Consider the following 14,753-nt stretch of genomic DNA (forward strand, 5'->3'; position numbering starts at 1 on the left):
GTGATGGCGCACTGTCCGGAGCAGAACGCGTGCGCGCCATCGCGGCGCGGCGGGCAAAAGCTCTTGTGTTCAGCGACTAGTACGTCGGCCTCGGCGCCGGCGCGCCGCGTTTCTTCGCAGCAGCGGTGAGATGACAGCCGGTGCGCAGCAGGACGGTGGTGTTCGCTGCGGTGCCGACGTTGAGTTCGGCCCGGAATTTGTCATGGAAGACGACCTCGTGATCGCCGGGCCGGTCGACCGTGACTTGGCCGGTGTCGAAGCCGTACTCGGCGGCGACCGAGCGGACTGTCTCTACCGTGTGCGGCCACTTGTCGTCGGGAATGTTGCCTTCGGCCGTCCAGTTCGGCAGGCCCTTGACTACTGCGTCGTCGGTGCGCAAGTCGGCGTTGACGGCGGCGAACTCGTTGCCGCACGCCGACCCTCCCGCTTGATTCGTAATCTGCCCCGGCTTCAGGACGGGGGCTGCCGTGGTGATGGCACCGCGGATGCGGCCCTACATCTGTTCGTAGCGCGTGGTGGCCTGGTCGATGTCGGGGCGGCGAGCACCAGCAAGGCCAGTGCCAGTCCAGCGCAGGCCGGGCTGTGTTTGCGTGTCATGGGAGTAGGCCGTGGGTTCGCTACCCGAACCTGGAAGGGCACAGCTCGCGCTTGAGTCGAGCGCGAGCCGGGTTTCCGCCCGAAGCTACGGCTTTGTCGCGGTAAGAGTCAAACTCGTCGGGTTTTTCGCGCAGCGCGCAGCTCGGTCCCGATCAGCTGGGGCGACCGTCTCGGAGGGCCTCACCAACGACCATGAGACGTTCGTGAAGCCTGCGGTTTCCAGGATCTCCACGATCGTCTCCGTGGGCCAGTGGTGTACTTCGATTTCCGTGGGCGGCGTCGTCAGGACGGCGACCTTGAACTTGTCTCCCTCCTGCGGATTGGCCGGGCGGTACGTGCGGAAGCCGGCTGCGGTTTCGGATTCTTCGCTGGAGTCGGCGTTTGCGCTCAGAACTGCCAGTCGGCCACCCGGTTTTAGGTTGGCGTGCATGGTTTTCGCCATGGTTTGCATGGTTTCCCGAGTGTCTGCGTAGTGCAGGACGTGGATGGCCGTCACTACGTCGAACTCGCCTTGGAGGGGCATGGCTGCCAGGTCTTGGACTTCGTGGGTGATGCCCAGCGGGTTTCGCGCTTCCGCCTGGCGGGCCAAGGCGATCATTCCGGGGGAGAGATCGGTGCCTACTACTTGCGCGGCGCCTAATTGTTTGATTCGGCGGGTGAAGCTGCCTTCGCCGCAGCCTACGTCCAGTACTCGCGCACCTCGCAGGTCGCCTAGGGCATTCTTGAACGAGGGCCATTCCAGGTTTTCCCGGACGAAGCTGATTATCGCTTCCACGTCGGCGAAAGCGGTGGCTACCTGGTCGTACTGGTCGGCGGGGTTCGTCATCGAGAATCTCCGTGGTCAGGCTGGGCGGATGGTGGCGTAGCCCTGGCCGGGGTCGGGTTTCAGGGCTGAGGCGCCGGAGAAGATTACGTTCGCCAAGGGGAGTGGCTGGTGGTAGAAGTTCAGCGAGGCGTCTACGTCGAAGATTCGGCACGAAGACACGAAGAACGGCAGTTCGGCGATGAGGTATTTCTTCGCTTCGGCGAGTTGGGCCGGGGTGGCCTCGCCGGTTAAGCCTTTGGCGGCTAGGACTTCTTGGGTCATTTCTGTGCTGGCGGCGGCGAGGGCGGGATCGGTGGCGGTCAGTTGCGCGCAGTGTGCCAAGACTTCGGTGTAGACGGGGTCTGCCTGGAGTTCGGACATGCGGTGCAGGCCGTCGGTCGGTCTTGGGCCGGCTAGGGCCGTCCAGGCTCGGAGGACTCGGTTGCGCAGGACGTTGGTTTCCGACCTGGCTTTCTTCGCGGCTTTCGGCTCGTCGTAGCCCAGTGCGATGAAGGTGTGTTTCAGGGCGCTGTCGGGGATGATGACGTCGATTTGCTTGAATTCCGTTTGCAGCCAGTCCAAAGTGGAGCGCAGGCGGTCGACGTTGAAGTAGCTGTTGCCGGGGCTTACGCCGAAAACCGCGTGGCGGCGGGATTCCCAGACTTCTTGGCAAGCGGCGGTCAGGGGTTCTACGCGGAAGCCGTTGCTGATCATGTCCAGCGTCCGGTGCCGGGGGTGGCCACTGTGTCCAGGTAGGTGCGGCGCAATTCTTCGCGGACGATCTTTCCGGTCGCGGTGCGGGGCATGTCCGTCGCGGTGATGACGACCGGGTCGGCCAGGGCGGGGAGGCCGGTGCGGGCCCGGGACCAGTCGGTGTCGTCCAGGCGGCCGTCTCGGGTGGCGACGACGGGCAGCGGCAGGTCGTTTTCTCGCGGCAGGATGGCGACGTCCGACCCTTCCTGCAGGCGGTCTACCAGGGTGTCCTCGAATTCCAGGTAGCCGATCCCGGACGCGAAGTTGACCTCGCGGTCGACGATTTTCAGCGCTCCGGTCGGGGTGAGGATGCCGATGTCGCCGGTGTTCCACCAGTCGCCCACCAGTTTTTCCTTCCAGCGTTCCGGTTCGCCGTAATACCCGGTGCAGCGGGCCTTCGTTTTGGCCAGAACCAGGCCGGGGCGGCCGCGTTCCAGCGGTTCGAACGTCTCGGGATCGACGATTTTCAGGGTGACGAATCCGGGCATCGGGCGGCCGACGACGCGCGGGCCGGGTTTGTGGTCGCGCGGGCGGTTCGCGGCGCGGCGCGAGAGCACGGTCATGCCCATGCCGCCGGTTTCCGACTGGCCGTAACCGTCCCGCCAGAGCGGGAACGGGTGCCGGGACGCGTTCAGGAAGCGGCGGATCACCGGCCAGCGGATCGCGTCGAAGTTGCCGGCGAACAGGCGGATGCGGGCGAACGGGTTGTTCGCGCCGGTGCGGATCAGCGGGGCCATCGCCGAGTAGTCGACGGGCAGAGCTTCCATGAAAGTCGGTGGGTACTGGCGGAAAACCCGGTCGACGACGTCCGGGGAGTTGTCGTCCATGGCCAGCACGGTGGCCGGGGAAAGGGTCAGCACCGAATAGATCCAGGTGAACGCCCTCGCGTGCACGTAGGGCGTGAACATGGCCACCACGTCGTTTCGGCGGAACGTCAGGGGCGGGAAATGGCGGCATTCCAGCCGGGCCATTTGTTTTTGGATGGTGGCCGGCGGGAAAATGATCAGTTTGGGGATGCCGGTGGTGCCGGAGGTGTGGGTGAGCATCAGGAGTTCGTCGTCCCGGCGGGGGACGGGGTGCAGATGCGGTTCCGCTTTGAGATCCGCGTACGTCTGCGCGTGCGGGGAGTCGCCGTTGACGCTGAAGATCTTTCCGGCGAGCCCGGGGAACGCCGCGGGCGTGATTTCCGCGCGTTCGATGCGTTCGACGTCGGTGACGATCGCCGCCGGTTCCACCCGGCGGATCAGGCTTTGTACGGCGTCCTTTCCCAGCAGGCCGGACAGCATCACGGCGACCGCGCCGATCCGGGAGATCGCGGCGGCCAGCAGAATGCAGTCGAAATGATTGGCTTTGCAGACGACCACCCGGTCGCCGGGTTTCACGCCCGCTTTGCTCAGGACGCCGGCGGAATCGCGGACCAAGGCCGCGAGCGCGGGGAGGTCGAGCGTCGAGCGGGTTTCCCGGTCGATGTCCAGCGGCCGGGACAGGTGGAAGGTCATGGGCTTGCCGGAACTGGCTCGGTGGTCGAACAGTTCGCCCAGGCTGAAGGCCCAGTTCGGTTTCATGGCTGAAGTGCTCCTATGCGGTGCTGCGCGGGCAGCACGAGGCCGGTTGCCGCCCTCGCCCGAATGCGGGCAAGGGTGGTCGCCGCGAGTCGAATTACGCTCGAATCGCGGTGTGGGAATGGTGGAACGCAGAGCAAAGCTGATCCGGGCCTCGCCCCCGCGACGCCCGGATCAGGGAAGATGGCCTACCGGTGGCCGGTAAGCGAACAAGCAGAAACGTACTGAAGCGAATCCACTCAAGCCCCCTGATGTTTTGAGTTTCGCTTTAAGCCCCATTAGAGCTATACCGGGGCGGATAGTGACTGTCAATCGTCCGTTGGAGGTGGCCGCCGCGGCTATTGCGACAAGTGGGGGATACCGCGCGGTGACATCGAAGCGTCGTTGTGCCGGTTTTGTCTTGACTAAAGAAGTGGTTGCGCATTCGAACGCTTCGGTTAAGGTAAGCTGGTTCGCGCGAACGTCTTGGGGGCTAGCATTTTATTTATGGGGGAATTGTCACGCCGGGCGAGTGCCGCCGATGTGCGTGGTGAGCGTGGCCGCTGTCGTGGCGACTGCTTCGGCCAAGTCGGGGAAGGTTTCTGTACAGGGGCCGTCGTCCGGGCAGAGGTGGCGCAGCGTCACGCTGATTGCCGCCATGGGACGGGAACCGTGGTCGAAGACTGGGGCGGCGACAGAGGCGAAGCCCGCTGTCACGTGACCGTCTTCGACCGACCAGCCCAGGCGGCGTTCGGCGGCCAGGGTGCGGCGTAGCGCGGCCAGCGAATTGGGGCCGCGCGGCGTGCGCAGGACGAACGACGTGGCGGCGGGGAACAGCGCGCGGACGTGCGCGGCCGGCAGGTGCTGCAGCATCGCGCGGCCGGACGCGGTCAGGTGCGCGGGCAGGCGGACGCCGACGTCGGTGACCAGCGTTTCCGGGCGGGCTGGGCGTTCCTTGATCAGGTACAGCGATTCGTTGCCGTGCAGGACGCCCAGGTGCGCGGTGTGGCCGATGCGGTCGACCAGCTTGCGCAGCAGCGGCCCGGCGAGCCGCTCCAGCGGGTCGTGGCGCAGGTAGGCCGAGCCGAGTTCGAAGGCGGCGATGCCGAGGCCGTAGCGGCGTTCGGCGGGCAGATGGGTGACGAAACCGGCCGAGGTCAGCTCGTTGAGCAGGTGGTACGTCGTCGACCGAGGCAGGTCCAGGTCGCGGGCGATGGCCGCGGCCGAGACCGGGCCGGCGTGGCCGGCGAGCAGGCGCAGCACGGAGAGGCCGTTGCGCAGGGCGGGAACGTCGGAACTGCTCACGGGTGACTCCTCCGCCTCCTCCGGAACGGGTGCGAGGGGACCGCTCGCACCGCCCCAACGGAGTATGAGGGGTCCGTTCGCACCGGTGGTCGAGGCCCTCGCCACGTGTTGTCTTGGATACCAGACACTACCGCGAACTCCGCCCTGTCGCCGGGGCCCGCCGGGAGGTGCAATGGCGGCATGCCGGAACCAGTCCTCCTGAGCTCGAAGCCGATGACCGCGGCGCAGGTCGTCGACATCGTCCGCGGGCACGCGCACGTCGGGCTCGCCGAGACGGTCGAGAAGAACCTCGCCGCCACTCGCCAGCACATCGAAGACCTCGCCGACGCCACGTCGCCGACTTACGGGGTCTCGACCGGGTTCGGCGCGCTCGCCACGCGCCACATCCCGGTCGAGAGCCGCACCGCGCTGCAGCGCAGCCTGATCCGCTCGCACGCCGCGGGCGCCGGGCCCGCGGTGGAGCCGGAGGTGGTGCGCGCGCTGATGCTGCTGCGCCTGCGCACGCTGGCCAGCGGCTACACCGGCGTCCGCCCGCAGACGGCGCAAACGCTTGCGGCGCTGCTCAACGCGGACATCACGCCGGTCGTGCACGAGTACGGCTCGCTCGGCTGCTCCGGCGACCTCGCGCCGCTGGCCGCGGTCGCGCTGGCGTTGATGGGCGAGGGCGAGGTGTTCCACGCGGGCGAGCGGAAGCCCGCCGCGGACGCGTTGCGAGCGGCCGGGATCACCCCGGTCGTGCTGGCCGAGAAGGAAGGCCTCGCGCTCACCAACGGCACCGACGGCATGCTCGGCATGCTGCTGCTCGCCGCCGCCGACCTGCATCGGCTGCTGGACGTCGCGGACCTCACCGCGGCGATGAGCGTCGAGGCGCTGCTGGGCACCGACCGCGCGTTCGCCGCCGACCTGCAGGCGCTGCGCCCGCATCCCGGGCAGGCGACCAGCGCGGCGCGGATGTTCGCGGCGCTGCAGGGGTCGAAGATCGTGGAAAGCCACCGCGGTCCGGACTGCAACCGCGTGCAGGACGCGTACTCGCTGCGGTGCGCGCCGCAGGTGCACGGCGCCGCGCGGGACACGCTGACGCACGCGGAACTGGTCGCGGACCGGGAACTGCAGTCCGCGGTGGACAACCCGGTGGTGCTGGCCGACGGCCGGGTCGAGTCGAACGGCAACTTCCACGGCGCGCCGGTCGCGTACGTGCTCGACTTCCTCGCGGTGCCGGTGGCGGACGTGGCGAGCATCGCCGAACGCCGCACCGACCGGATGCTGGACCAGGCGCGGTCGCACGGGCTGCCGCCGTTCCTCGCGCACGACCCCGGCGTCGACTCCGGGCACATGATCGCGCAGTACACGCAGGCCGCCGTGGTCAGCGAGCTGAAGCGGCTCGCGGTGCCCGCCTCGGTCGATTCGATCCCGAGCAGCGCGATGCAGGAGGACCACGTCTCCATGGGCTGGTCCGCCGCGCGCAAGCTGCGCAAGGCGGTCGACGGCCTGACCACCGTGCTTGCCGTCGAACTGCTCACCGCGGCCCGCGCGCTCGATTTCCGCGCGCCGCTGCAGCCCTCGCCGGTCACCGGACGCGTCCGGGACCTGCTGCGCACCAAGGTCGAGGGTCCCGGCCCCGACCGTCACCTGGCGCCCGAGATCGCGGCCGCCGAAGAACTCGTGCGGTCGGGCGCTGTCCTGGCCGCGGCCGAACTGGAGGCCTGAGCAATGACTAGCACCGCCCGTACCGTCCGCGCCGCCCGCGGCACCTCGCTGACCGCGAAGAACTGGCAGACCGAGGCCGCGCTGCGGATGTTCCACAACAACCTCGACCCGGAGGTCGCCGAGCGGCCGGAGGACCTGGTCGTCTACGGCGGCACTGGCCGCGCCGCGCGCAACTGGGCGAGCTTCGACGCGATCACCCGCGAGCTGACCGCGCTGGAGCAGGACGAGACGCTGCTGGTCCAGTCCGGCAAGCCGGTCGGCGTGTTCCGCACGCACGAATGGGCGCCGCGGGTGCTGATCGCGAACTCGAACCTGGTGGGCGACTGGGCGACGTGGCCGGAGTTCCGCCGGCTCGAGCAGCAGGGCCTCACCATGTACGGCCAGATGACCGCCGGTTCGTGGATTTACATTGGCACGCAAGGCATTCTGCAGGGCACCTACGAGACGTTCGCCGCGGTGGCGAAGAAGCGGTTCGGCGGAACGCTGCGCGGCACGCTCACCGTCACCGCCGGGCTCGGCGGCATGGGCGGCGCGCAGCCGCTCGCGGTCACGATGAACGACGGCGTGGCGCTGTGCATCGAGGTCGACGCCCAGCGCGCGCACCGCCGCGTCGAGCACCGGTACCTCGACGAGGTGGCCGACGACCTGGACGACGCGATCCGCCGGGTCACCGCGGCGAAGAAGGAGCGGCGGCCGCTGTCGGTCGGCGTGGTGGGCAACGCCGCCGAGGTGCTGCCGGAGCTGCTGCGCCGCGACGTCGAGGTGGACATCGTCACCGACCAGACGTCGGCGCACGACCCGCTGTCCTACCTGCCCAAGGGCATCAGCGTGGACGACTGGCAGGACTACGCGGCCAAGAAGCCGGACGAGTTCACCGACCGGGCTCGCGAGTCGATGGCCGACCACGTGGACGCGATGCTCGGGTTCCTCGACCGCGGCGCCGAGGTGTTCGACTACGGCAACTCCCTGCGCGGCGAGGCGAAACTCGGTGGCTGCGAGCGCGCGTTCGACTTCCCCGGCTTCGTGCCCGCCTACATCCGGCCGCTGTTCTGCGAGGGCAACGGGCCGTTCCGCTGGGCCGCGCTGTCCGGCGACCCGGAGGACATCGCCGCGACCGACCGCGCGATGCTCGAGCTGTTCCCGGAGAACGAATCGCTGGCCCGCTGGATCAAGATGGCCGGCGAGCGGGTCGCGTTCCAGGGCCTGCCCGCCCGGATCTGCTGGCTCGGCTACGGCGAACGGCACCTGGCCGGCCTGCGCTTCAACGAGATGGTGGCCAGCGGCGAGCTGAAGGCCCCGGTCGTGATCGGCCGCGACCACCTCGACTCGGGCAGCGTCGCCTCGCCGTACCGCGAGACCGAGGGCATGGCCGACGGCTCCGACGCGATCGCCGACTGGCCGCTGCTCAACGCGCTGGTCAACACCTCGTCCGGGGCGAGCTGGGTGTCCATCCACCACGGCGGCGGGGTCGGCATGGGCCGGTCCATCCACGCCGGGCAGGTGAGCGTCGCGGACGGCACGCCGCTGGCCGCGCAGAAGCTGGAGCGGGTGCTCACGAACGACCCGGGCATGGGCGTCATCCGGCACGTCGACGCCGGGTACGACCGCGCGGCCGAGGTCGCCGACGAGCGCGGCGTGCGGGTGCCGATGCGGGAGCAGGCGTGACCGCGTCCGGACTGCTCGGCGAGATCGCCGACGTCGGGCGCGACGCCCGGCGCGGCGGTTACTCGCGGCACGCGTTCGACGCGCCGGAGCACGACCTGCGCACCTGGTTCGTCGAACGGGCGCAGCAGCTGGGCCTCGACGTCGAGACCGACCGCAACGGCAACCTGTGGGCGTGGTGGGGCGCTCCCGGCGCGGACGCGGTCGTCACCGGCAGCCATCTCGACTCGGTGCCGGGCGGCGGCGCGTTCGACGGGCCGCTCGGCGTGGTGAGTGCGCTCGCGGCGGTGGAAGCGTTGCAAGCCAAGGGGTTCCGTCCGAACAAGCCGTTCGCGGTGGTGGTCTTCGCCGAGGAGGAGGGCGGGCGCTTCGGCGTGCCGTGTCTCGGTTCGCGGCTGCTCACCGGGACGATCGACGCGGACCGGGCGCGGGCGCTGCGGGATCCGTCCGGCGTCACGTTCGCCGAGGCCGCGGCGAAGTCCGGGCTGGACGTGGACCGGGTCGGCGCGGACCCGGAGCGGCTCGGGCTGATCGGGCAGTTCCTGGAACTGCACGTCGAACAGGGCAGGGGGCTGATCGACCTCGGGTCGCCAGTGGCGGTCGGGAACACGGTGATCGCGCACGGCCGGTGGCGGTTCTCCTTTGCCGGACAAGGCAATCACGCCGGTGCGACGTTGCTCGCGGACCGGGTGGATCCGATGGTGCCCGCCGCCGAGACCGTCGTCGCGGTGCGGCGGCTGGCGCGGGAGAGGTCAGACGCGCGGGCGACTGTCGGACGGCTGGTGCCCACGCCGGGCGGCACGAACGTGATCGCGTCCACTGTGGACCTGTGGCTGGACGCGCGGGTGCCGGGCACTTCGACGCCGGAGCTGGTCGAGGAGATCGCTCAGGCGGCGCAAGCGGCTGCCAAGGAAGAAGGGTGCGAGCTGGCGGTCACGCGCGAGTCGTACTCCGACGACGTGGTGTTCGACGAGGAGCTGCGGCGGTCGCTGGGGGAATGGCTGGGCAATCCGCCCGAGCTGCCCACCGGTGCCGGGCACGACGCGGCGATCCTGGCGGGATTCGTGCCGTCCGGAATGCTGTACGTCCGCAATCCGACGGGGATCAGCCACGCGCCGGAGGAATTCGCCGAGGCGGACGACGTCGAGGCCGGGGCGCGGGCGCTGGCCGAGGTGCTGGAGCGGCTCGCGAGATGACCACGTACTGGTGCGAACGGGCCTGGCTGCCCGACGGGATCGCGGAGGCGGTCCGGATCGAGATCGCCGACGGCCGGATCGTTTCGGTGACCGCCGACGCGGAGAAGACCGGGACTATCCTCAATGGACTGACGCTGCCCGGGTTCGCCAACGGGCACTCGCACGCGTTCCACCGCGCGCTGCGGGGCCGGACGCACCACGAGCGGGGCACGTTCTGGACGTGGCGCGAGCGGATGTACTCGCTCGCCGCCCGGCTCGATCCGGATTCGTACTACCGGCTCGCGCGCGGCGTCTACGCGGAGATGGTGCTGGCGGGGTACACGAGCGTCGCGGAGTTCCACTACCTGCACCACGGTCCGGGCGGCACACCGTACGCGTCGCCGAACGCGATGGGCGACGCGTTGCGGCAGGCCGCACGGGACGCCGGGATCCGGATGACGCTGCTCGACACCTGCTATCTCGCGGGCGGCATCGGCGTGCCGCCGGACGAGGTGCAGCAGCGGTTCTCGGACGGTTCTGCCGAAAACTGGGCGGAACGCGTGGCGCTGCTGAAGGAAGACGACTTGTTCCGCATCGGCGGGGCGATCCACTCGGTGCGTGCGGTGCCGGAGTACGAGCTGCCGAAGGTGGACCACGCGGTGCCGAAAGACCGGCCGCTGCACATCCACCTCTCCGAGCAACGCGCGGAGAACGAGCAGTGCGAGGCCGCGTACCGCTGGACACCGACCGGGCTGCTCTGGGATTACGGCGTGCTCGGCGAGCGGCTCACCGCCGTGCACGCGACGCACCTGACCGAGCAGGACGTCAAGTGGCTGGGCGAATCCCGAAGCGGCGCGTGCTTCTGCCCGACCACCGAACGGGATCTCGGCGACGGCATCGGCCCGGCCCGGAGCCTGCTCGACGCGGGCGTGCGGCTCGGCATCGGGAGCGACAGCAACGCGGTGGTCGACGCGTTCGAGGAGACCCGGGCGCTGGAGCTGGACGACCGGCTCGCCAGCGAGGAACGGGGCCGGTTCACCGCGGAAGAGCTGCTCGCCGCGGGGACCGAGCACATCTCCGCGGGCTGGCCGGAGACCGGCACTATCGCCGCTGGCGCGGGGGCGGACCTGGTCACGGTCGCGACGGACACGGTGCGCACGGCCGGGATCGAACCGTCCGGCGTGCTGTTCGCCGCGGCGGCCGCGGACGTCCGTACCGTGGTGGTGGCCGGACGGGAAGTGGTGCGCGACGGCGCGCACGTGCTGATCGAACGACCGGAAACCGTATTGGCCAAGGAGATCGAGGCGCTGTGGCAGTTCTGATCACCGGAATCGGCGAGCTCACCACGAACGACCCGGAGCTGGGCAAGCTCCGCGACGCCGCGCTGGTGCTCGACGGCGAGACCGTCGCGTGGGCCGGACCGGCCGCGCAGGCGCCAGACGCCGACGAGCGGGTGGACGTCGAGGGCCGCGCGGTGCTGCCCGGGTGGGTGGACAGCCACACCCACCTCGTCTTCGCGGGCGACCGCACCGCCGAGTTCGAAGCGCGGATGGCCGGACAGGCTTACGCGGCAGGCGGGATCGCGGTCACCGTCGACGCCACGCGGGCGGCTTCGGACGAGCAGCTGGCGGCGAATCTGCGTCGACATGTCGAGGAAGCGGCTGCGCAGGGCACCACGTGCCTGGAGACGAAGACTGGGTACGGCCTCACTGTCGCCGATGAAGCGAGGTCGGCGCGGATTGCCGGCGAGGTCGCGGACGAGGTGACCTTCCTCGGGGCGCACCTCGTGCCGCCGGGTGCGGATGCGGAGTCCTATGTGGACTTGGTCTGCGGCGAGATGCTCGACGCGGTCGCGCCGCACGTGCGGTGGGCCGATGTGTTCTGCGAGACCGGAGCGTTCGACGAGGCGCAGTCGGCGCGGGTGCTCAAGGCGGCGGCGGAGCGCGGGCTAGGGCTGCGGGTGCACGGCAATCAGCTCGGCGAGGGTCCGGGCGTGCGGCTGGCCGTGGAACTTGACGCGGCGAGCGTGGACCACTGCACGTACCTGAGCGATGCCGATGTCGAGGCGCTCGCGTCGTCCAACACGGTCGCGACGGTGTTGCCTGCGTGCGATTTGTCCACGCGGCAATCGCTCGCTCCGGTACGGAGGTTGCTCGACGCTGGCGCGACGGTCGCCTTGGCGAGCAACGCGAACCCGGGCAGTTCGTACACCACGTCGATGGCGTTCTGCGTGACGACTGCCGTGCTGCAAATGCGGATGACGGTGGACGAAGCCGTGTGGTCGGCGACTGCCGGTGGCGCGCGGGCGCTTCGGCGCGAGGACGTCGGGTATCTGCGGCCGGGTGCGCGCGCGGATGTCCACGTGCTCGACGCGCCGTCCACCACGCATCTCGCTTATCGGCCCGGGGTCCCGTTGACCCACGCGGTGTGGCGGAAAGGAGCGAAGCTTCGTTAATCGGTGGCGAGCGAGTCCGCGGCTGCGCTACCGTAAAAGGGAACAGGACGCGCGAAAGACCATTGTCCGGTATGGGTTAGGCCGGACGAACCATTCGCTCTGTTTCCGAGCGCCCGGCTTAGGCGGGCCGAGCCCAGTGCGTCCCTCTCGAACCAGAACGTTGGTACGGAAGGGACTTCGCGGATGGCGAATAACTCGAACGATACTGTGCTCGTGATCGGCGCCGGGCTCGGCGGGCTGTGTCTCGCGCAGGGGCTGCGCAAAGCCGGGATCCCGTGCGAGGTCTACGAACGAGATTCCGCGCTCGACGCGCGCCGGCAGGGCTACCGGCTGCACATCGATTCCCGCGGCGACCAGGCGTTGCGGGAAGTCCTCCCGCCGCGGCTGCACGAGCTGTTCCTGGCCACCTCGGGACGGCCGCGCAACGCCACTACGATCTACGACAGCCAGCTGACTCCGCGCACCGAGTTCGTGCTGGACGACGGCGAGGTCCAGCGCAACGTCAACCGGTTCACGCTGCGGCAGATTCTGTTCCAGGGCCTCGACAACGTCCACTTCGGCAAAGAGTTCGTGCGGTACGAAAAGCACGAGAACGGCGTGGTCGCGCACTTCGCCGATGGCACGCAGGCGCACGGCGCGGTTCTCGTCGGCGCGGACGGCGTGAATTCGCCGGTGCGTCGCCAATATCTCCCGCACGCTCAGGTCGTCGACACCGGATTGCGCCAGCTGTACGCGAAAATCCCGCTCACCGCGGCGACCCGGGAACTGTTCGATCCGGCGATGTTCGCCGTGTTCAGCATCGTTTCCGGGCCGGAGAAACAGATGATCGGCTTCGCGCCGGTCGACTACCCGGAGCAGATCACCGCCGCCTGCGCGCGGCTCGCGCCGCAGGTCCGGCTCAGCCCCGACGAGCCGTACATGACCTGCGCTTACGGTGCCCGTCAGGAAATCTTCGGGCGGACGGACGACGAACTCCGCGCGTTGTCCGCCGACGACATGCAGAAACTCGTGCTCGACCGGGTCGCGGACTGGCATCCGCGCGTGCGCCGGATGGTCGAAAGCTGGCTCCCGGACTCGCCGTTCCTCGTATCGATCCGGACCAGCGTGCCGATCGGGCCGTGGGCGCCTTCGCGGGTGGTGCTGGTGGGTGACGCGATCCACGCGATGAGCCCGGCCGCCGGAGCGGGAGCGAACACCGCGATGCGCGACGGCGCCGCACTCGCCGCCGCGTTGCGCAGCGGCGGCGAACTGGACGCGATCGGGGAATACGAGGCGGAAATGCGCCGGTACGGATTCGACGCGGTACGCGAGTCCGCTGCGAATGGGGTGCGGCACCTGGGGCAGAACCCATTGCCGGAAATGTCCGTTCTATAAAGGCGCGGGAAGTGCGCGGGGGCAGAGTTCGTGCCCCCGCGTCCGGTCCCGCGCGCGGTCGGCGAGCGCGCGGGCAACGATAAAAGAGGACCAGCAGGTGAACGGCGGAAAACCTGGGGCACCGGCCAGCTTCAGTTCATTCAGAGTTCAACTACTGGCCACTCGCTGAGGGATCTGGAGACCCCGCCGGCGTCGGTACCGTCACTCCCGCAGGACACTCCGGACTGGAGAGCGGGCATGGACTTTTCTCTCATCGTCCTGGTGGTGATCGTCGCGGCGCTGGCCTTCGACTTCACCAACGGGTTCCACGACACGGCCAACGCGATGGCCACTTCCATCGCCACCGGTGCGCTGAAGCCCCGCGTCGCGGTCGCGATCTCCGCGGTGCTGAATCTCGTCGGCGCTTTTCTTTCGATCGAGGTCGCGAAAACCATTTCCGGCGGGATCGTCGACGACACCAAGGTCACGCCGGTGGTGATTTTCGCCGGATTGGTCGGGGCCATCGTCTGGAATCTCGTGACGTGGCTGGTCGGGTTGCCGTCGAGTTCGTCGCACGCGTTGTTCGGCGGGCTGATCGGGGCGACCTGGATCGCGTCCGGCGCGGACGCGGTGCACTTCGCGAAGGTCGTCGAAAAGGTGCTGATCCCGGCGATCGCGTCGCCGGTGGTGGCGGGCGTCGTCGCGATCGTCGGCACGTTCCTCGTCTACCGGATCACGGCCAAGTCCCGGCAGGACGTGGTCGGCAAGGGGTTCAAGACCGGCCAGGTGCTGTCGGCGAGCCTGGTCTCGCTCGCGCACGGCACCAACGACGCGCAGAAGACGATGGGCGTCATCACGCTCGCGCTGATCGCGGGCGGTTCGCTCGCGCCGGGGTCGAGCCCGCCGGTCTGGGTCATCCTCGCCTCCGGACTGGCGATCGCGCTCGGCACCTACTTCGGCGGCTGGCGGATCATCCAGACGATGGGCAAGAAGCTCACCGAAATCCAGACGCCGCAAGGGTTCGCCGCCGAGACGAGTTCCGCGGCGGTCATCCTGGCCTCGTCGCACCTCGGCTTCGCGCTGTCGACCACGCACGTCACCTCGGGCGGCATCATCGGCTCCGGGCTCGGCCGCAAACTCGCCGAGGTCCGCTGGGGCGTCGCGGGCAAGATGGTCATCGCCTGGGCGCTGACGCTGCCCGCCGCGGCGATCGTCGGGGCCGTCGCCGCCGCGGTCTCCACGCGCGGAAGCTGGGGCACCGTCCTCGTCGGCGGCGTCGGAGTGCTGCTCGCGCTGGGCATCTGGCTCGCGTCGCGGCGCAACCCGGTCACGCCGGCCACCGTCAACAACGAGCCGGAGGCCGCCGAGGCCGCCCCGGCCGCGGCCTGAGGGAGCACGAC

At 69.3% G+C, this 14,753-nt stretch carries 12 protein-coding genes; 7 read left to right on the top strand and 5 right to left on the bottom strand.

What is annotated here, in order from left to right; translation table 11 throughout:
- Positions 1-76: 76 nt before the first annotated feature.
- From CU254_RS04895 to CU254_RS04915, 5 genes are all read right to left on the bottom strand, one after another.
- Positions 77-487, bottom strand: a complete 411-nt coding sequence (locus tag CU254_RS04895; protein WP_078560699.1) for an LppA family lipoprotein — start codon at positions 485-487, stop codon at positions 77-79.
- 195 nt (positions 488-682) lie between these two features.
- Complete coding sequence (locus CU254_RS04900) at positions 683-1,423, bottom strand: class I SAM-dependent methyltransferase (protein ID WP_009073311.1); 741 nt, start codon at positions 1,421-1,423, stop codon at positions 683-685.
- 15 nt (positions 1,424-1,438) lie between these two features.
- A complete protein-coding gene (locus CU254_RS04905) occupies positions 1,439-2,116 on the bottom strand; it encodes a tRNA-dependent cyclodipeptide synthase (RefSeq protein ID WP_009073312.1) in 678 nt (225 codons plus the stop codon).
- On the bottom strand, positions 2,113-3,720 hold the full coding sequence (locus tag CU254_RS04910) for a class I adenylate-forming enzyme family protein (protein WP_199785800.1): 1,608 nt from the start codon (positions 3,718-3,720) through the stop codon (positions 2,113-2,115). Before CU254_RS04910 ends, CU254_RS04905 begins: the two co-directional genes overlap by 4 nt.
- 495 nt (positions 3,721-4,215) lie before the next feature.
- On the bottom strand, positions 4,216-5,001 hold the full coding sequence (locus tag CU254_RS04915) for an IclR family transcriptional regulator (RefSeq protein ID WP_009073316.1): 786 nt from the start codon (positions 4,999-5,001) through the stop codon (positions 4,216-4,218).
- A 180-nt stretch (positions 5,002-5,181) separates the two neighbouring features.
- Between CU254_RS04915 and hutH the strand changes: the two genes are divergently transcribed.
- The 7 genes from hutH to CU254_RS04950 all read left to right on the top strand — a co-directional run bounded on the left by hutH (position 5,182) and on the right by CU254_RS04950 (position 14,742).
- A complete protein-coding gene (gene hutH / locus CU254_RS04920) occupies positions 5,182-6,708 on the top strand; it encodes a histidine ammonia-lyase (RefSeq protein ID WP_009073318.1) in 1,527 nt (508 codons plus the stop codon).
- A 3-nt stretch (positions 6,709-6,711) separates the two neighbouring features.
- The gene (gene hutU, locus CU254_RS04925; RefSeq protein ID WP_009073319.1) at positions 6,712-8,373 is read left to right on the top strand and encodes a urocanate hydratase; all 1,662 of its coding nucleotides are present in this window, start codon (positions 6,712-6,714) and stop codon (positions 8,371-8,373) included.
- Complete coding sequence (locus CU254_RS04930; RefSeq protein ID WP_009073321.1) at positions 8,370-9,566, top strand: allantoate amidohydrolase; 1,197 nt, start codon at positions 8,370-8,372, stop codon at positions 9,564-9,566. The genes hutU and CU254_RS04930 overlap by 4 nt, the downstream gene beginning before the upstream one ends.
- Positions 9,563-10,867 carry a formimidoylglutamate deiminase gene (locus CU254_RS04935; protein WP_009073323.1) on the top strand — a complete coding sequence of 435 codons (1,305 nt, stop codon included), beginning with the start codon at positions 9,563-9,565 and terminating at the stop codon, positions 10,865-10,867. Before CU254_RS04930 ends, CU254_RS04935 begins: the two co-directional genes overlap by 4 nt.
- On the top strand, positions 10,855-12,000 hold the full coding sequence (gene hutI, locus CU254_RS04940; protein ID WP_009073325.1) for an imidazolonepropionase: 1,146 nt from the start codon (positions 10,855-10,857) through the stop codon (positions 11,998-12,000). Before CU254_RS04935 ends, hutI begins: the two co-directional genes overlap by 13 nt.
- A 183-nt stretch (positions 12,001-12,183) precedes the next feature.
- The gene (locus CU254_RS04945; protein WP_009073327.1) at positions 12,184-13,374 is read left to right on the top strand and encodes an NAD(P)/FAD-dependent oxidoreductase; all 1,191 of its coding nucleotides are present in this window, start codon (positions 12,184-12,186) and stop codon (positions 13,372-13,374) included.
- A gap of 237 nt (positions 13,375-13,611) precedes the next feature.
- Positions 13,612-14,742: an inorganic phosphate transporter gene (locus CU254_RS04950; protein ID WP_009073329.1), complete on the top strand. Its 1,131-nt coding sequence runs from the start codon at positions 13,612-13,614 to the stop codon at positions 14,740-14,742.
- The last annotated feature ends 11 nt before the right edge of the window (positions 14,743-14,753 follow it).

The sequence above is a fragment of the Amycolatopsis sp. AA4 genome, from assembly GCF_002796545.1.
Classification (GTDB): Bacteria; Actinomycetota; Actinomycetes; order Mycobacteriales; family Pseudonocardiaceae; genus Amycolatopsis.